Genomic DNA, 17,340 nt, shown 5'->3' with positions numbered 1-17,340 from the left:
TGTGAGTTCGTATTATTCTAACAACATATCTGTACGATATATCTATCTATGGGACACTTACATTTCCTTTGGTATGGCATGGCACTGCTATCCGGCTTTGTACTGCTCGGCGCGTTGCTGAATAATCCCGCGATAAAATCCAGCAAAGGGTTTTACGCCTTCCTGCGAATATATCTGCTAATCAGCGGTTTTTTATTATTCGCCACAATTACGCTGTACGTTTCAGTCAACGTACAATCCAATCACAGGTTTATTCTTCTGTTCACTGTCTCAATTCCTCTATTTTTGACCGGAACAGCGGTATTAATTCTGCAACATTTCGCAGAATCGAATGACCATGTATTAACAAAAAGCCTGCGTATATGGCGATACGGGCTTATCTGTGCAGGCGCGACACTGAGCCTGATGCTTTTGACTGTAGCTCAGTCGATAATTTTGCCTATCGTATTCATCAGCGCCTTATTGCTGGCCATTACCATTATCTGGTGCCAAAAAGCGATTCCCGTAAAGGACGGCAACAAAGAGCATCCGGCATCAGTAATTATGATTATTCAATCTCTTCTGTTGCCATTTTTGGAGGTATTGTTTCTTCAGGATTTTGTACTCAACACCGGCATGACATTCAGCCAACCATTGGTCTATCTAATTAATAACTTCCTGATATGGCATTACCGAGCACCGTTATTCAGGCTCAACAAAAAACCTAACGCAGAACCGAACCATGAACTGGAAACACTCACAGACAAGGAAAAGGAAATCGCACTGGCCGTCAGCCAGGGTTTAAGCAACAAGGAAATAGCCGCTCAACTAAACATTGCGCCGAGCACAGTAAAAAATCACCTCTACACCATATTCCGCAAGCTTAATATCACCAACCGAGTCGCCCTGGTGTCACGTATAACAGGCAACTCGGGAGATCAAAGCTAGTATTCTAACTCCCTGATATCCAAAGTTATTTTTTGGGACTAGGACAAATTTCCCAGGCTATTAAGGCCGATTTTCCCATTTATCCGGGCTCTTTTTTAGCCTTAGATAAAGACAACATCTGTTGCTTTGGGAAATAACCTATGAATATTATTCAGAAGTCTTTTATCAAATGGCCATTGCTGGTCATCTGTGCGCTGCTATCCACTACTCTTATTGGCATGATCACCATTGAAGCCTTCCCTGCCATTGTTGACGCAGAGTCCCCAATCTCCTGGCCGGATCTGATCCTGATTTCGCTTGGAGAATTGCTGGTGTTGGATTTTCTTGCACGGAAATCCCACTACGGAGGCTGGCGTTTATTGGGCGTGCTATTCGCAGTCTATGCCGGGACAAAAATACTCATGATGATGATTGAAGCGCTGTTCTTTCTGAACATCTGGCAAAGCGTTCCAATGATGAGTGTCGAAGCCATACTTGGGGCCACCTTTCACGGCCTTCTGTTATGCGGCCTTATGTGCTTACTGATCATAAGCTGGAACAAAAAATGGCATTCACCGCCGTCAACAGCGTTCACTTTTCCTCCAGTAAAACCCGTACTTATCATCGCCTTTGCTTATGTTGTCTGCTATCTAGCCGCAGGAGCATTTATTGTTATGCCTCTCGGCGGTGAGGCTTTTGAAGCGACCTACCAAACCATGTCCCCACCAGTCTGGATGCCTATTTTCCAATTTGGACGTGGTGTAATCTGGGCAATGATTGTCTGGTTGGTTGTCCAGGCCATGCCGGCACAACATAGAACCCCTGCGGTGTGTTTTTCACTCTCCGTATTCGGCGCAGCACAATTACTGCACCCCAATCCATTTATGTCAGATCACCTTCGCGCAGCGCATATCGTCGAAGTCGTTTTATCCATGTCAATATTTGGTTGGTATGCAGTGAAACAATTTACTCAGGAAGAACGACCACATATTGAGGTCAATGCTTGAAACAAAAAAACACCGCCGACATAGCCGGCGGTGCCGCGCATCACGTTAGACGCAACACGCGAGGGAGTGAAACCTATTCGGAAAGAATGGTTGCAAGGATGAGAGGAGACCCAGTTTCACCTGTACCAGGGTCTCGAGCAATCACAGTGTAATTGGTCCCCGCATTCAAGGTTACTGGACCTGCTGCGAAAGCAACGGTCGACTTGTCCCCTGCAGCAGTCACGGTAATGTAGTAGTCACCAGCAGCAACAGGAAGCTCATCAGTAACGGCTCGATAGGCCAGATTTTCAATCGCCGCTGTCGCATCGGTAATCACCGCAGAATCCGTCAGGTAAACATCAACTGGAATGCTTTCCGCTACCGCGTAGGAACCGTGGATTACTCTCAAGCTGGCTTGAGTCACCACCGAGCGGCGATTATCAGATGTGACAACCGCTTCCAAGGTTTCATCTGTTACGGAATTCAATCCACCCACTGCCACCACGGTGTAGCTCATACCATTAACAAGAGACAGGGACTCTTCAATCGGGGCAATAGAATTATCCGCCGCCGCCGCAACCGTTACCGTGTAAGTCCCAGTTGGTGCAGACACCGCTTCATATGCTGCGCTATTTGGGTAGGCAACATTGGCCAGCACTTCAGTACCATTTACCAGAATATCCACCTCAGGTGTATCTGCAGAATTATGAACAACACGGACTTCTGCTTGGGTTTGATTATCCAGTACCTCGGATGCTCCGTCTTTACCGACCGCTAACAGGTTGACAGGGTTAGCACCAATGCCGGTAGTATTTTCCACTGCGATTAATGTCAACTCGGTACCTGCAGGAAAACTAAGCGTCCCGCTGTCATACACAACATCGGGGCTGCCATCAGCGGTTATACGCACCTGATAATCCGTATCCGCCATTAACTCTACAGGTTCAATATATCCACCGAATCCGGCGTCTAGAGGGGTGAGCGTGGATATATCCTCACCAGGAGATGAAACATAAATATCCACATCGGCGACCTGAGGTGCCGCATGTAAAATGGCCACTTCGACCTGAGATACAGTACTTATATCATTATTCAGTACTGCCGCTTTAATATTGAGGTCAGTACCGTTAAATAATTTATCCCATGCGACAACATCAGTGCGTACGTCATCACTGATCGTAATATCAACTGGGCCGATGACTGACACCTCTGAGTCGTCAGGTAAAATACCCCGTACTTCTACAGAATAAATACCCTCTTCCATCACAAGGTTGCCTGAACTCACTTTGTAATCAACGTCGGCAAGAACAAGTTCTCCGTCGACATACACATTCACAGCAGGAGCATCTGGGGAGGCATGGGTTACCCTCAGTTCACCTTCTTTTTTGGGCATATACACGTAGTTGGAATTATTATTATCACCACCGCATGCAGTCAAAAAGACCATAACCAGTGAGACAAGGAACATATTGAAGATTTTCATTGTTGTTTCTCCGCATTGTCGGAACGTGCCAATTATTACGGAGAAATTTTTATTGCGGATTATAAAAAAAATTTTTGTTTACTATTTTTATATATTGTGAACCCGACGTGATCCAAAACGGATTATCGAACGTAGAGTAATCTTTTAACCCAACAAAAAAGCAGAGTTGACTAACACCCGATTTTTTTTTGTATTGCTTTGAGGAGAAGAAACTGCACAGCAATATAGATTAACGTCGCCAAGACCGTCCACGTCACAGCAATATAAGCGAATATGATAGGGGCAAGCATTAAGGTAGACATTAGCGATTCCTGATAATAGAAAAACCACTGGTGATCATCGGGAAACACTGTCTCGTGAGCCCAGCTAAAAACAGTATCAGGCCCGATAATAAAAATCAGACATACAGCCAAAACCACGCCAGATAAAAGTCCAACAAGCTGGAATTTAAAACTGGGGACAGATGCTTTTTTTTGAAAAACCCAAACAACCTGCACGCCCCAAACAAAAAACACGAAAATGGAAAAAATAGCCAACACTTCGATCAAGTGCGCAACATCCAGTAAATGAACCACCTCTGGTTGTCTTAGCAACCGCTGTGAATGCCCGACAGAATCAACGGTAAACTGAATATCTTCCAGCCCTTTTCCTCCGGTATGTATTTCGCGAACAATTTCCGAAAACAAACGGGCGCGCTCTTCTTTAGTGGTTTCTGCAAACCCCAGCTTGTAGCGGTTTTGTGGCCCATATTGTTCAATCCCTTGTTTAATACCGCCAAAATCATGCCAGACACCATAAAAAAAGTTGTTTACGGCCAACAACGCCCAAGATAAAACCAAAGCAACAACAAGACTGCCAAATGAAAAGTTAACAGAAAAAAGGCTTTTTTTAAGATTCACACAACTATCCCCCTGATAGGAGGAATAATATCATTGTTTTCAAAGAGGGTGACGATCGACTTAAAACAACTCTATATCATCACTGACATCATCTTCGACGGGAGGAACGGTCAAGGTTTCATCGATAATACGCCGCTGCTCACTATTCAAACGTCGCAGTAGCGCAACCACCTCGGCCAAATTGGTTTCTATCGAGGCATTTTCCTGTAAACAGGTGTGAATTTTTTTTGCGGAGGATTCGACCTTATCGCACACATACTCTTCCTGGTCGTGATCCATCCCCATATTTCGCATATCCAGTGATAACGTTGCGACCAACTCAGACATGATGCTGGATACTGCATTCATATTCAGCGAAAACGAATCACGTATAGAATCAATGGTCATCTGTACCGCTTCTACCGAGCCAGCCAAATCGGCGCTCTGGGTTTTTAATGCGTGTTCAGCGTCAATAACACGTACTTTGGCATCGGTTGCACCAAGCACAAAGGGAAAGATATCCTTCAATCGACCATACTGGGTTCGATCATCTAACGGCATATTTTTTACCAAAAGCACTACCTGCGGATAATTCACTTGTGTACGACTACCAAAATCCACAAAGCGGTCATGCTTATGCATCATTTCCATCAAGTCCTTTTCTAAGGGAGTCGGAGCCTTTAGTGTTGAAGACGCATAGAAGTTTCCCCTTCGCCCTTGAAACATTGCCACTGCACTTAAACCCAGGCTGCGCATAAAGTCCATCAAGTATTCGCCCAGAGATTCAAAATCGGGAGAAAGATAAGAACGTTCAACAAACCGCACCGCCTTACCCAGCTCATAACTGGTAGACATCGCCTCCATTGCAGTTTGTTGGGCATTAGAAGCATCGTAGCGCAAAACATTTTTTGCCCGCGCATGCTGAGTAATCACTTTTATTTTCGCCAACAACTCGTCGCTGTCACAAGGTTTAACCAAGTAGTCATCAGCGCCAACTTCATACCCAAGCATTCTCTCACGCAGAGAACTTCTGGAAGAAATAAATATAACAGGGATATCGAAAGTGTTTTTATCCCGCTTTAACAAATCACAGACTTCGTAACCGCTTCGGCCAGGCATTTCGACATCCAGCAAAATAATATTCGGTTTCCAGCTATTCGCCAGCTGTACTCCCTCTTCACCTTCGTAAGCACTTTTGATTTCAAATTCACCGGCAAGCATTTTTATCAATACTTTATGAATGAATTTTTCATCATCAATAATCAGTACTTTTTCCATAGCGAAACAAAACCTGCGATCTGAGATTCTGGTGTCTGATTTAACTCTAGCAGTCACCCACATCCTGCACAGAGAAATATGCCAGCAAGAGAATATTTTTATATCACGGGTTAATTATTAGATCAGATTGCACTATTAGAACAAAAAATTGAGGGGGGAATATTGAAGGGAAAATCAGGGTGGTTTAAGAGCCACCCATGAACAAACTTCTACTATCGCTTATTTATTATTGCTTTTCGAATCATTCTAAAACTATGCTCGGCGACGTCGTAAAACAACTAAAGTCGCGAAACCAAGAACAACTAAAGACGCCCCCCAAAAATTGGGAAGTTGTGCTTGAGTACTTGGCTCTGCAGCCCAACCCCCTATAGACAATAACGTCATAGTTAATAAAGCCACAAGTGCACGAAAAACAAAAAACATACTTTACTCCTAAAAAACGCTTCCGGCGAATTACAACTCTCAAATTTATTTCCTTAAGCTTTCGAGGCGGCATACTAACAACACAAGGTGTCAGTTTCTTTTCACAGCCCCGTGAAAAGCGGCGCGCAGAGTATAGGACGTACCCTATAGAGTCAATTTCAAGTGAAAGTTTTTTGTAATTTCTAAGGTATAATGGCGCCAATTACGATCTTAAGTGGAGCATATGCATGTTAGTACTTGTGGTAGAAGACAATCGAGACCTCGGTGCCAGCGTATTAGATTACCTGGAAATGAAAGGTATCGAATGTGACTATGCTGAACGTGGTGATCATGCTCTACAGTTGATCAAGGAAAACAGCTACGATGTGCTGGTACTCGACATAATGATGCCAGGCCTTGATGGTTTGTCACTCTGCCAGGCACTGCGCAGGCACGGCTGCACATCTCCAGTGATTATGCTAACGGCAAGAGACACGCTGGAAGACAAACTGGCCGGGTTTGAAGCGGGTGCAGACGACTATCTGGTCAAACCATTTGACCTGCCCGAACTGGAAGCCAGACTCATCGCGCTAAACAAACGCCAGTCCATGCCAGCCGAAGCAGGAACTCTCAAGGTAGCGGATTTAGAATTGAACCTGGAAACCCACCAGGCAACCCGACAAGGCAACCTTATTGATCTTTCCCCTGCCTGCTGGAAAATACTGGTGGCACTCATGCAAGCCAGTCCCAAAGTGCTTTCCCGGGAAACGCTGGAAAAAACCCTATGGCAGGACAGCCCCCCCGATTCGGAAGCCTTAAAATCACACCTCTATACTTTGCGCAAATTGGTCGATAAACCCTACGACAAGAGTTTGATTCATACCTTACGTGGTGTGGGTGTGGCGCTTCGCGAAGATGACTAATTTCACCAAATCCCTACCCGTTCGGGTAGGGAAAATTATTGCCATTTTTTCTATTTCCCTGGTTGCCTGTTACACCGTGCTGCTCACCATGCTTTTTGCCTGGGGCTCGGCCAAAGCAACCCACGGGGTTCTGCTCTATGAATCAGCCAGATTTCTCGACGCGTATAGTAAAGACCCCTCAACGCCTCTGCCGCAATCGCAAACGCTACAGGGGTATATTGGGTTGAATACCATTCCCCAATCGATCATGAAGGCATTCCCACCAGAAAACTGGGACACCCTGTACAAAACCCAGGAAGGCATCATGTATGTGCCAAAACGATACCCGAATGGAGACGGCCACCTCCATTTACAAGTAAGTGACTTGCCCGGACGAGAGGAGAAGTTTTACCTCTATTACGAAATTGTTGTACCGGATTCCGTAGAGGAACATATCAAAAACAAATTCCGGGTTCTGGCGCTGGCTGGTGCCATCATGGTAACCCTGATGCTGCTGGTCTTTTACCGGGTTATCCAAAGGGCACTGGTGCCAATCGGCAGCTTGTCAGAATGGGTGAAACGCAACCACGACCGGGAGGAATTAGAGGCACTTCCAGCCGATATCCGCGACGACGAAATCGGCCAGTTAGCACGAACGTTACACCAGTCACTGCAGCATATTCATGAGCAAAACAGTCGCGAAAGGCAGTTTTTACGTAACGCCAGCCATGAGCTACGCACTCCGATCGCGATAATTCGTAACACCATGGATGTGTTGGATCACATTCGTAAACAGCCCGCAGTTAATCAAAACAAAGAGCAAGATCTGCTGCTTAGAATTCGTCGAGCCAGCGACACCATGAAAGCGGTAACAGAAGCGATTCTGTGGTTAGCGCACCCAGAGAAGTCCACCTCTTCACCAAGTAGAGGCAGCATTGAGCTGGACACCCTGACAAAAGAACTTATCGAAGAAAACAGTAACCTGCTGCAAAACAAGAATGTAGATGTTCAATGCCAACTGGACGGACTTGCGCCACTGCAAATCGAAAAAGCCCTAATATACATTACGCTGGATAACTTGATCCGCAATGCATTCCAGCACTGTATGCAAGGCGAAATACTGATCGACAGCCCCAAACCCAATGCCATCCGCATAACCAACCCAAGCCCCCACTACGACCATTGCAACGCGTCTGACGAAGACATCGAATTCTGTGTCGATACCGGAGGTTTTGGCCTAGGTCTATCACTTGTGAAGAAAATTGCCGAAACCCAACACTGGGAGTTCAACTTCACCATAGACGAGCACAAAGCGATCGCCCTACTCAGCTTTTAACTCCCCCAGCTACAGGCTCGATTCATGCTTTGATGAGATATAGATTCTCTGCGCGCGTGCCAGAAACTCGGTACAATACGGCCGTTATTTTCCGGTAGATTGGTATACAGCGCAGATGATCCCGAAGTTAGATGCAGTTCCTCAACTCAAACACCTTTACGCCAAGTTCCTTGACCTGCTAGGCAACTCCTCTTTTGCAGGAGACATTCACGCCGACTTTGCAGATCGGGTCGTGCAATCCACGGACAACTCCGTATACCAAATGACACCTGAAGCGGTGCTCTACCCCAAGAGCACAGACGATCTGGTCATCCTCACCCACTTGGCCAGCTTGCCGGAATACCAGTCCATTCAGATGTCCCCGCGAGGCGGCGGCACAGGAACCAACGGACAATCCCTCACCCACGGTATATTGGTGGATCTATCCAAGTACATGAACCAAGTACTGGAAATCAATGTAGAAGAAGGCTGGGCAAAGGTACAAACCGGCGTAGTCAAAGACCAACTGAACGCTGCTCTCAAACCCTACGGTTTATTTTTCGCCCCCGACCTTTCCACCAGCAACCGAGCCACCATTGGCGGCATGATCAATACCGATGCATCCGGCCAGGGCTCCTGTTTGTATGGAAAAACCCGCGACCACGTACTGGAGCTGACCACTGTCCTGATGGATGGCAGTGTTATTCACAGTAAAGCCTTGGAAGAAGATGAATTCGAAGCTGCAGTGGAACAGCAGGATCGAAACGGCCTTATTCACCGCTTGATCAACAGTATCGACCTGGAATACTCCGAACAAATTAAAGCCACATTTCCGCCACTAAACCGCTGCCTAACAGGTTACGACCTGGCCCATATCCGCGACGAACAAGACCGCTTCAACCTGAACAATATTCTCTGCGGCAGCGAGGGTACGCTGGGGTTTATTGCAGAAGCCAAGCTGAACGTGATTCCTATTCCCAAGTTCAGCTCTCTGGTGGTGGTGAAGTATGCGGACTTTGATACTTCTCTGCGCGATGCCACAGAGCTAATGAAGAGTGAACCCACATCCATCGAAACCATTGACTCAAAAGTATTGAACCTGGCCATGAACGATTTTATCTGGCATCAGGTGGAAGATTTTTTTGCCGAGCAAACGCCGGTACCATTGCAGGGAATCAACCTTGTCGAATTTACCGGCCAGGACGAAGACGAGCTGAACAAAAAAGTCGAAAAATTCGTTAAGGCCATTCAAAAATCGCTGAGTGACACCGGACGCATTGGCTACGCCCTGGCTCAAGGGAAGGATGCCATCGGTAAAATCTGGGCCATGCGCAAGCGCGCCGTAGGACTTCTAGGCAACGCACAAGGCGAAGCCCGCCCGATTCCGTTTGTGGAAGACACCGCAGTACCACCCGAAAAGCTGGCCGATTTTATTTTGGAATTTCGCGCAATTCTGGATTCCTACCAGCTTTCCTACGGTATGTTTGGCCACGTCGACGCCGGTGTTTTACACGTTCGCCCCGCTCTGGATATGAAAGACCCAGGGCAAGAAAAAATTGCCTGGGAAATCTCTGACAAAGTGGCCGACCTGACACATAAATACGGCGGGCTCCTGTGGGGTGAACACGGCAAAGGTGTTCGCTCGCAATACTCACCGGCATTTTTCGGTGACCTTTACCCGCAACTGCGCCGAATTAAATCGGCATTTGACCCATACAACCAATTAAACCCCGGAAAAATTGCCACGCCCAGCGAAAGCGAATCCCTACTTCGCATTGACGAAGTTCCAACTCGCGGTGCACAGGACAAACTTATTTTTCAGGAAAGCTGGCAAGCCTTTGACGATGCAGTTTACTGTAATGGCAATGGAGCCTGTTTTAATTGGAACCCAAACGATGCCATGTGCCCATCCTGGAAAGCCACCCGTTTACGCACCCATTCACCCAAGGGGCGCGCCTCATTAATGCGTGAGTGGTTAAAGCAAGCTTCAGACAAAGGTTACATGCCCCACAAGCACCTCCAGGGCGAAGAAAAACAAAATGCTTTACTCAGCTTGCCACAAAAAATGGTGAACACCTGGATGCCAGAAAAACGTGCGGAAGATTTTTCTCACGAAGTCTACGCTTCCATGGCCGGTTGCCTTGCCTGCAAATCCTGTACTGGGCAATGCCCCATTAAAGTGGATGTACCGGAATTCCGGGCCAAGTTTTTAAGCCTCTATCACACCCGATATTTACGGCCGTTAAAAGATTACCTGGTGGGCTTGTTGGAATACTCTCTGCCGCCATTTTCTCACTGGCCAGGTTTATATAACTTCTTTATGAAAAACGGCATCGTGAAATTCGTGCTACGTAAAGGCGTGGGATTTGTCGATGCGCCATTATTAAGTAAGAAACAACTGAAAGACTTCGACATCGACATAGCAGACGAACAACAACTGGCCAAGCTTTCCGATGCAGAAAAAGAAAAAACCGTTATTATCGTTCAAGATGCATTTACCAGTTACTTCGAAGCACCGTTAGTAGCAGATTGTATTCAACTGTTAAAAGCGCTGGATTTCAAACCCTTCCTAGCGCCGTACTCACCCAATGGTAAACCACTGCATGTTCACGGTTTTCTGGACAGCTTTAGAAAAGTCGCAACAAAAAATGTGCGTGAGTTAAGTAAACTCGCGGCAAGCGGTATTCAACTGGTTGGCGTAGATCCCTCCATGACCATGACTTACCGCAATGAATACAAAAAATATGTGACAGAGGAAACCGTTCCCCATATTCAGTTATTTCAAGAGTTTTTAGCAAGTCACTCAGGCACACTAAAAACCAAAGCCCCGCTGTTTTCACCAGGGGACTTTAAATTGATGTCCCACTGTATAGAAAGTGCCAACGCAGTCAGCTCACTTAAAGACTGGCAAACAACGTTTAAAGCACTGGGGCACAACCTGGACGTATTAGACTTGGGATGTTGTGGCATGTCCGGCACCTTCGGTCATGAAGCACGTAACCAGAAAACATCCAAAGACATTTATGCCATGAGCTGGCAGGAAGTGGTCGACACCTATAAAGATGAAAATAACCTTGTCGCCACCGGTTACTCCTGCCGTAGCCAGGTAAAACGTGAATCCAGCTACTTGGTCCCGCACCCGCTTCAGGCGCTCTTAAAACAACTCAGGCCCTAATACGGCCTGAGGGGAAAAATATTATGCGTAAATACAAGCAAATTCTAATCAATATTTTCGTATTTCAATTTGCTTTGTTTACAGCAACCAATGTTTTTGCCGAAGAAGAACAAAAACATGAAGTTAAGGACGAGTGCGTTATTTTATTGCATGGCCTCGCTAGAAGCAGTAAATCGTTAACCCCTATTGAGAAAGAACTCAGTGAGATTGGTTATCGCGTCATCAATCAAGGATACCCGTCAACGCAAAAAACCATCGAATTACTGAGCGACAAAACCGTATCAACTGCACTGGAAAAGTGTGGCACAGTAAAGTCCATACACTTCGTCACCCATTCAATGGGCGGCATATTGGTACGCTACTATCTCAAATATCATACGATCGAGAATTTAGGTCATGTGGTTATGCTCGGCCCACCAAACAAAGGCAGTCAAGTAGTCGATAAATTAAAAGATGTACCCGGATTCAAGCTGATTAATGGCCCAGCAGGATTACAGCTTGGTACGGGAGAACTCAGTATTCCCAACCAACTCGGCCCAGCAAACTTTGATTTGGGCATTATCGCGGGAAACAAAAGCATAAACTTAATTCTATCCAGCATTCTGCCGAATGAAGACGATGGAAAAGTCACTGTAGAAAATACCAAGCTGGAAGGTATGCAGGATCACCTCACCCTTCCTGTTAGTCATCCACTAATGATGCGAGACCCGGAAGTAATTAAGCATATAATTCACTTTCTACAGCATGGTTACTTTAACGAAGAATGACATATTAAACAGAGTAAAAGTCTGTTTTTTTACTAACCCAATAAAAGCGCATCATCAATTGCAATAAATTCACTGGCGGCATTGATCAGAGAATCGGAAGTAAGTTTGGCCACACCATAGACTTCAACATGTTTGCCTTTATCTAAACGCAGTTTATTCACGAGCAAGTCAAAATCACCATCTCCCGACACCAAAACAACGACGTCAGCGTCCTGCGAATACTCCAGAGCATCTATAGTGATTCCCACATCCCAGTCACCTTTGGCAGAACCATCAGACCGCTGAATAAACGGCTTTAACTTCACTTCAAAACCGATTGCACGCAAAATATTTTGAAACTCTCGTTGCTTAGAATCCCCTCGATCAATTGCATAAGCAACTGCCTTTACCAGCGTTCTCCCTTCAGTGGCCTTGGCAAAAAACCTGTTATAGTCGAAATTTCGGCCAAAAGTCTGCCTGGAGGTGTAATACACGTTTTGCACGTCAACAAATATTACGACTTTTTTAACATCAATCATAACGCTGCACCAACCAAACAATTAAGGCGTAAAAACAAAATTCTATTAAACCACCCATAAACCAAAGACATGCAAGCTTTCCGGGAATGGGGTAGATAAAATATTGATTGGCGTTAACCAACACACCGGCAAGAACCGCAAAGAATAACCCGTGAGTAAGACTCTCGATCACATCACCTTTACTCAGCCATTTGTTATAACTGATAACAAAAAGAATCGCCATACCGAGGGTAATGAGCAACGATAGAAGCATTTTTTCGGACATATCCGATCTTCTAAGATCAGCGATTAATGCGTTTTGTTCGGAAATCAGCACCATATGAAATAAACCATTCCACATGATAGCGAATGCAAACACCAGCACTACTGAAACGATACATTTTTTAACGGTCATTATGTCATCCTCACACAACTTACCAATATGGTGTTCCTTTCTACGATTCCTCTTGATACAGCGCCAGGGTTTCTGTTATTGCCTGATGTAACTTTTCCCTTAGTATCGGAGGTGCAACAATTTCAGCGTGTGCGAAATATCGAATCACATCCTGAATAAACTCATGAGGTTGCCCAATATTTACGGGAAGCGTTAACAAGTATCGACCATCCTCCAGAAACTCACCCCTTTGCTCGGGGTGCCATATTTCTCTCGACACACTGTATGCCACGTCTTTAGAAAAACGAACCTTAGCTAATTCAACATTGTTTCCGGCGTAGATACCATAACTGGCTTGATAGTATTGATCTAAGGCTTGCTGATCTACCTCTTGGTAACGAGCCGTGGTTTCATGTGCCCCGATGATACAATCCAGAGCAAATGTCCGATAGCTTTCACGCTTATGGCACCAGGCATCAAGATACCAGTTATTGCGATAGTTTATAATTCGCTGTGGAGAAATAACGCGTTCGCTTTGCTCTCCCTGATCCCGACTCATGTAAACGATTTCAATACTTGTTCCATTTAATGTGGCGTCCACAATTTTGGTAAAAATACCCGGCTCAACATCCCGCATTGCCACCCCAAGAAAACGCACTCGTTCTTTAATTTTGGAATGATCAATCTGATTGCTTTTTAACAGTTTGGTAATTTTTTCGGTAATAGGAGAAAACTCTTTTTTCAGAAATCCCGTTCCCAAATTATTTAATAGTTGCTGTATAAGTAATAAGGAAAATAATTCTTTTTCATTGAACCAAAGCCCCGGCAATTCAAAACCGGAATCTTTATCTTCTTGATAATAGTAACCACCCTGTTCGCGGGAGTAGGCAATAGGCGCACCGAGAAAATCCGTCATGTGACGTTTAATTCTGTTAAACGTCGCTCTGGAACACTCCATTTCCTGCAAGATATCCTGGGTTGATATGGCAGTTTTTCGGTTTTTTAGAATTCTGTGCAAATCGTATATTCGGTCAAATCCATCCACGGTAACGACTTCCTCTAAGTCAACTTCAGAGTCTCAAGATTTGAGACATCAACCAGTAATAATACCCACCAATGCAGATACAAGGACATGGCAGATATGTCTGGCAAGCATTGGATTTTTTATGATGTCCAACTGATTAAAAAAGGAGCAATCATGAGACTTGTTTTATTTTTCATGCTCATAAGTTTCACCATGCTTGTTACCTGGGCAGATGCGGGAACATATACTCAGGAGGCCAGCTTTAACCAGAGATTACCACTTTTGCTGAAGCAAGGAGAAGTGTATCAAGCAAGCATCAGCTTTACTCAGCGCTTTTCCTCAATTCAGCGCGTATGTTTTCGTACTTACTTTAGTTTAGATCTGGCAGACCCCGGTGACGGCATTCGTATTGGCCCAATTAAAGACTTTAGTTACGGTTGGCGAAACATATCTCAACCACCTTTTGAGTCTCGACCAATATGTCTTTCAGACTGGCATACAGACTCCCTCGTCTTTCTCGATGGGAGGCAAGCATTTGCAATCCAGTCCACATCAGGAAGTATGCTATTGGAAAAAATGACCGTGAGCATTACCGGTACAGTGGTTGAAACAGAAACAGTTAATTAGGATTCTTTTTCCAACACGTTCCTCTGATTTTCCGATTTTTAATTACTTTAGTGTAACCATCGGAATAGTGTTCAGGAATAATTTCCCTAAAGACAAAGATCTACAACCAATGTAAGCACCCACTAATCGGCAACAGCCTATGAAATAATTAGGTTCAAAGAACAATCATGCAGAAAGCAAGTTTAGTACTGCGTATTGTATTAATTGGGCCACTATTTCACAAACAGGGATATACACTTAGTATGGCTTAATAGACAATTTACACTTCTCCATCGCAGCTGTTTTGAGAAGCCCGGAACCTATCCTGATTAGGAGTAACTACATGCGGATTCTGGCTATATTTTTTATATCCCTTTCAATGAACTTACTCGCAGTTCAAGCATACCCAGATGCAATGCCTTTTCCTATGGCGCAAAAGGAAAAGACTTATCGAATTAGCAAACCCAAGTATTCCCAAAAAACACTGGATAAAGACATACATCAATATTATCAGAAATGGTTAGCCCACTATTACCGAACCTATCCCGCACCTTACGATAATATTGGTTATATAGAAGGCCATGTAACCGGTGGTTACCCCGATCCCTGGAGCGATAATCAGGATTCACTAGGCCCTATGGTCAGTGCTTCCGAACATACCGGTTACGGCATGATCATTTTTGCCATTATGGGTGAGAAAGAAAAATATGATTCTCTGGTTAGACTTTATCTGGCTCACAAGCACAAAGAAAATCACATGATGAATTGGGTAATTACCCAAAATCACATTGCTGGCACACAGGAAAAAGACGAAATTGGCAGCGCAACTGATGGCGATATGGATATCGCGTATGGACTGCTAATGGGGGCCAAACAATGGCCAGGGAAAAGCCCGTTTGCCAAGAGCTACATGGATATGGCGAAGGATATGATTAACGGCGGTATTTACAGTAATCTTATTCACCATGAATCCAAACGGGTTCAGTTGGGAGACTGGCACGACGACGACGCGCCTTATACTAAGTGGGTGACTCGCTCCAGCGACTTTATGCTGGATAACCTGCGTGCGTTTGCTATCTACGCCGATGCTGATAAAAAACCGTTATTCAACGATGCCATTGATGAAATTTACAACGTGTTGAGTGTATTCAATTCAGAATACAATAAGGGTACTGGTTTGGCTTCGGATTTTATTGTTGGCAAATACCCTCGGCCTGCTCCAGAAAAGTTTTTGGATGAAGATTTCCCAACCAATCACTATTCAGAAAACGCCTGTCGTTTACCCTTCCGCTTAGCCGCAGATTACCTTCATTCCGGTGATGAACGAAGCAAGGCACAGTTGGAAAAAATTGCATCCTGGATTGCACCAATGGTAAATGGTAAATGGGAAAAGGTTGTCGACAGCTACACTCTCGACGGAAAAGACACGATTGATTGGGATCAGGCAGAAAGCCCTTACCATGACCATCAGGGTAAGAGGAATAACCTGGAAGCCTTGCATTTTTCTTCTGGTTTAATTGCGTCTCAAATTGTTCGAAAAGACGGTAAGAAAGATTTATCCAAGGGCTGGAAGTTCTTACGTCAGGCGCATGCTTACGGAACGGAAAGTCGTTTTCTGGTTCACGAAGGAAAGACACTTCCTCTGCAGGACGCCTATTTTAAAGATACCTTGGCGTTATTAAATATGATGGTTATCTCTGGGAATTGGTGGTTTCCCGGCTAGCCATGATCATTTTATTAATGAGCTTATTTGGACAACCATAAATAAACACTATAGACCTGCAGAAAAAACCAAAGTAAAACCGATGCTATGAGCACGACCGTCGACAGCAGGGAAGCTGGCGACGAGCCTCCATGGATGGATTTACGGCGTGTCGAGAAAATAGCAGCGGATTTACATTAACGTTATACGGACAACCTTTTAGCCTTTGCAGACTCGCTGTGAATATATCCCTATACGCTTATCGTCGGCGTCCTGCCTCCGATAGTCTGCCAAGGCAGAAAAGGTTTTCTGAAAGTTATGCATCCACCGCCAACCAATCCAAAACCGGCTGCCACTGCTCTCTGTCTTTTTTTATACGCGATGGCGGAAAATCAAAAATTGTTACGCCCTTATCCATAGCGTGAACATAATTCTGAGTGTCACGTAAACTCGACACCATTGGCAAATTTATCCGTTCCAAAAACTCATTCAAAATTTGGACGTAATTGGTATTGGTTCGCACACGATTGGCAATTAACCCCACGTCAATACCAGACTCCATCACACCAGAGCGATGTAAACTCATAATAAAACGAAAGCTGGCTTTGATATCGGTAGGAGAAGAAAGCACAGGAATAAGGACTTTATCACCGCTGTGCAAAATTTTGGAAACATGCTCAAGCGACCAGGCCGCAGGCATATCATGGACAACACAATCGGCGCCATTTGTCTGGGTTGGGGTATCCGCCGAGGCGGCGACCAAATCAATAGGGGAACAACCTTTCGGGCGAACAGCTAGCCAATCGGAACTGGAGCGTTGAGCATCGTGATCCACCAACAACACATTAAATCCCTGGCTGGAATAAAAGCCCGCCAGATGTGTCGCTATTGTCGTCTTCCCACACCCACCCTTCGGATTTGCGACAAAGACTTGTTCCATGATTTTCCCCAACGCCAATTATTGTCAGTTGTTATGGCAAGCGCATTCACTGCTAATTTATAGCAGATAATCGAGGAAAAAGCTG

Annotated in this window: 16 protein-coding genes; 8 read left to right on the top strand and 8 right to left on the bottom strand. The window is 45.1% G+C overall.

The genetic code is table 11. The features are described 5' to 3' along the window. The first annotated feature begins 48 nt into the window (after window positions 1-48). Both P5V12_RS03450 and P5V12_RS03445 read left to right on the top strand, forming a co-directional pair. Complete coding sequence (locus P5V12_RS03450) at window positions 49-927, top strand: response regulator transcription factor (protein ID WP_316955843.1); 879 nt, start codon at window positions 49-51, stop codon at window positions 925-927. Between the two features lie 140 nt (window positions 928-1,067). After that, complete coding sequence (locus tag P5V12_RS03445) at window positions 1,068-1,913, top strand: hypothetical protein (RefSeq protein ID WP_316955842.1); 846 nt, start codon at window positions 1,068-1,070, stop codon at window positions 1,911-1,913. 73 nt (window positions 1,914-1,986) lie between these two features. On the opposite strand, the gene P5V12_RS03440 is transcribed toward P5V12_RS03445, so the two are convergent. From P5V12_RS03440 to P5V12_RS03425, 4 genes are all read right to left on the bottom strand, one after another. Then, complete coding sequence (locus tag P5V12_RS03440) at window positions 1,987-3,375, bottom strand: DUF4397 domain-containing protein (protein WP_316955841.1); 1,389 nt, start codon at window positions 3,373-3,375, stop codon at window positions 1,987-1,989. A gap of 170 nt (window positions 3,376-3,545) precedes the next feature. Continuing rightward, window positions 3,546-4,274: a DUF1461 domain-containing protein gene (locus tag P5V12_RS03435; protein ID WP_316955840.1), complete on the bottom strand. Its 729-nt coding sequence runs from the start codon at window positions 4,272-4,274 to the stop codon at window positions 3,546-3,548. Window positions 4,275-4,334: 60 nt separating this feature from the next. After that, complete coding sequence (locus P5V12_RS03430) at window positions 4,335-5,531, bottom strand: response regulator (protein WP_316955839.1); 1,197 nt, start codon at window positions 5,529-5,531, stop codon at window positions 4,335-4,337. 252 nt (window positions 5,532-5,783) lie between these two features. Then, window positions 5,784-5,954 carry a hypothetical protein gene (locus tag P5V12_RS03425; RefSeq protein WP_316955838.1) on the bottom strand — a complete coding sequence of 57 codons (171 nt, stop codon included), beginning with the start codon at window positions 5,952-5,954 and terminating at the stop codon, window positions 5,784-5,786. A 227-nt stretch (window positions 5,955-6,181) separates the two neighbouring features. On the opposite strand from P5V12_RS03425, the gene P5V12_RS03420 reads away from it, so the two are divergent. The 4 genes from P5V12_RS03420 (at window position 6,182) to P5V12_RS03405 (ending at window position 12,092) form a co-directional block, all read left to right on the top strand. After that, window positions 6,182-6,856, top strand: a complete 675-nt coding sequence (locus P5V12_RS03420; RefSeq protein ID WP_316955837.1) for a response regulator transcription factor — start codon at window positions 6,182-6,184, stop codon at window positions 6,854-6,856. Beyond that, window positions 6,849-8,171 (top strand): HAMP domain-containing sensor histidine kinase, encoded by a 1,323-nt coding sequence (locus P5V12_RS03415; RefSeq protein ID WP_316955836.1) that lies wholly within the window; start codon window positions 6,849-6,851, stop codon window positions 8,169-8,171. The genes P5V12_RS03420 and P5V12_RS03415 overlap by 8 nt, the downstream gene beginning before the upstream one ends. Before the next feature lie 115 nt (window positions 8,172-8,286). Beyond that, window positions 8,287-11,325: an FAD-binding and (Fe-S)-binding domain-containing protein gene (locus P5V12_RS03410; protein ID WP_316955835.1), complete on the top strand. Its 3,039-nt coding sequence runs from the start codon at window positions 8,287-8,289 to the stop codon at window positions 11,323-11,325. Window positions 11,326-11,348: 23 nt separating this feature from the next. After that, complete coding sequence (locus P5V12_RS03405) at window positions 11,349-12,092, top strand: alpha/beta hydrolase (RefSeq protein ID WP_316955834.1); 744 nt, start codon at window positions 11,349-11,351, stop codon at window positions 12,090-12,092. Between the two features lie 32 nt (window positions 12,093-12,124). Here the strand turns inward: P5V12_RS03405 and P5V12_RS03400 are convergent, their stop codons facing one another. Genes P5V12_RS03400 through P5V12_RS03390 form a run of 3 tightly spaced genes read right to left on the bottom strand, consistent with a single transcriptional unit; the run spans window position 12,125 to window position 14,028 of the window. After that, window positions 12,125-12,610 (bottom strand): NYN domain-containing protein, encoded by a 486-nt coding sequence (locus tag P5V12_RS03400; RefSeq protein WP_316955833.1) that lies wholly within the window; start codon window positions 12,608-12,610, stop codon window positions 12,125-12,127. Then, the gene (locus P5V12_RS03395; RefSeq protein ID WP_316955832.1) at window positions 12,603-13,004 is read right to left on the bottom strand and encodes a hypothetical protein; all 402 of its coding nucleotides are present in this window, start codon (window positions 13,002-13,004) and stop codon (window positions 12,603-12,605) included. Before P5V12_RS03395 ends, P5V12_RS03400 begins: the two co-directional genes overlap by 8 nt. Window positions 13,005-13,044: 40 nt before the next feature. Continuing rightward, the gene (locus tag P5V12_RS03390; protein ID WP_316955831.1) at window positions 13,045-14,028 is read right to left on the bottom strand and encodes a WYL domain-containing protein; all 984 of its coding nucleotides are present in this window, start codon (window positions 14,026-14,028) and stop codon (window positions 13,045-13,047) included. Window positions 14,029-14,181: 153 nt separating this feature from the next. On the opposite strand from P5V12_RS03390, the gene P5V12_RS03385 reads away from it, so the two are divergent. Both P5V12_RS03385 and P5V12_RS03380 read left to right on the top strand, forming a co-directional pair. Continuing rightward, window positions 14,182-14,634, top strand: a complete 453-nt coding sequence (locus tag P5V12_RS03385) for a hypothetical protein (protein ID WP_316955830.1) — start codon at window positions 14,182-14,184, stop codon at window positions 14,632-14,634. A 322-nt stretch (window positions 14,635-14,956) separates the two neighbouring features. Beyond that, on the top strand, window positions 14,957-16,336 hold the full coding sequence (locus P5V12_RS03380) for a glycosyl hydrolase family 8 (RefSeq protein WP_316955829.1): 1,380 nt from the start codon (window positions 14,957-14,959) through the stop codon (window positions 16,334-16,336). A gap of 295 nt (window positions 16,337-16,631) precedes the next feature. Here P5V12_RS03380 and P5V12_RS03375 read toward each other — a convergent pair whose 3' ends face one another. Then, window positions 16,632-17,255, bottom strand: a complete 624-nt coding sequence (locus tag P5V12_RS03375; RefSeq protein WP_316955828.1) for a ParA family protein — start codon at window positions 17,253-17,255, stop codon at window positions 16,632-16,634. Window positions 17,256-17,340: the final 85 nt, after the last annotated feature.

This window comes from Teredinibacter sp. KSP-S5-2 (assembly GCF_032773895.1).
Taxonomy (GTDB): domain Bacteria; phylum Pseudomonadota; class Gammaproteobacteria; order Pseudomonadales; family Cellvibrionaceae.
Note: the sequence above shows the minus strand (reverse complement) of the source record. Positions and strands in the feature narration are given on the sequence as shown.

Coding starts and splice junctions, on each gene's coding strand:
- P5V12_RS03380 (WP_316955829.1), top strand. CDS start 14,957: ATGCGGATTCTGGCTATATTTTTTATATCCCTTTCAATGAACTTACTC.
- P5V12_RS03425 (WP_316955838.1), bottom strand. CDS start 5,954: ATGTTTTTTGTTTTTCGTGCACTTGTGGCTTTATTAACTATGACGTTA.
- P5V12_RS03400 (WP_316955833.1), bottom strand. CDS start 12,610: ATGATTGATGTTAAAAAAGTCGTAATATTTGTTGACGTGCAAAACGTG.
- P5V12_RS03445 (WP_316955842.1), top strand. CDS start 1,068: ATGAATATTATTCAGAAGTCTTTTATCAAATGGCCATTGCTGGTCATC.
- P5V12_RS03375 (WP_316955828.1), bottom strand. CDS start 17,255: ATGGAACAAGTCTTTGTCGCAAATCCGAAGGGTGGGTGTGGGAAGACG.
- P5V12_RS03405 (WP_316955834.1), top strand. CDS start 11,349: ATGCGTAAATACAAGCAAATTCTAATCAATATTTTCGTATTTCAATTT.
- P5V12_RS03430 (WP_316955839.1), bottom strand. CDS start 5,531: ATGGAAAAAGTACTGATTATTGATGATGAAAAATTCATTCATAAAGTA.
- P5V12_RS03395 (WP_316955832.1), bottom strand. CDS start 13,004: ATGACCGTTAAAAAATGTATCGTTTCAGTAGTGCTGGTGTTTGCATTC.
- P5V12_RS03420 (WP_316955837.1), top strand. CDS start 6,182: ATGTTAGTACTTGTGGTAGAAGACAATCGAGACCTCGGTGCCAGCGTA.
- P5V12_RS03385 (WP_316955830.1), top strand. CDS start 14,182: ATGAGACTTGTTTTATTTTTCATGCTCATAAGTTTCACCATGCTTGTT.
- P5V12_RS03450 (WP_316955843.1), top strand. CDS start 49: ATGGGACACTTACATTTCCTTTGGTATGGCATGGCACTGCTATCCGGC.
- P5V12_RS03410 (WP_316955835.1), top strand. CDS start 8,287: ATGATCCCGAAGTTAGATGCAGTTCCTCAACTCAAACACCTTTACGCC.
- P5V12_RS03415 (WP_316955836.1), top strand. CDS start 6,849: ATGACTAATTTCACCAAATCCCTACCCGTTCGGGTAGGGAAAATTATT.
- P5V12_RS03440 (WP_316955841.1), bottom strand. CDS start 3,375: ATGAAAATCTTCAATATGTTCCTTGTCTCACTGGTTATGGTCTTTTTG.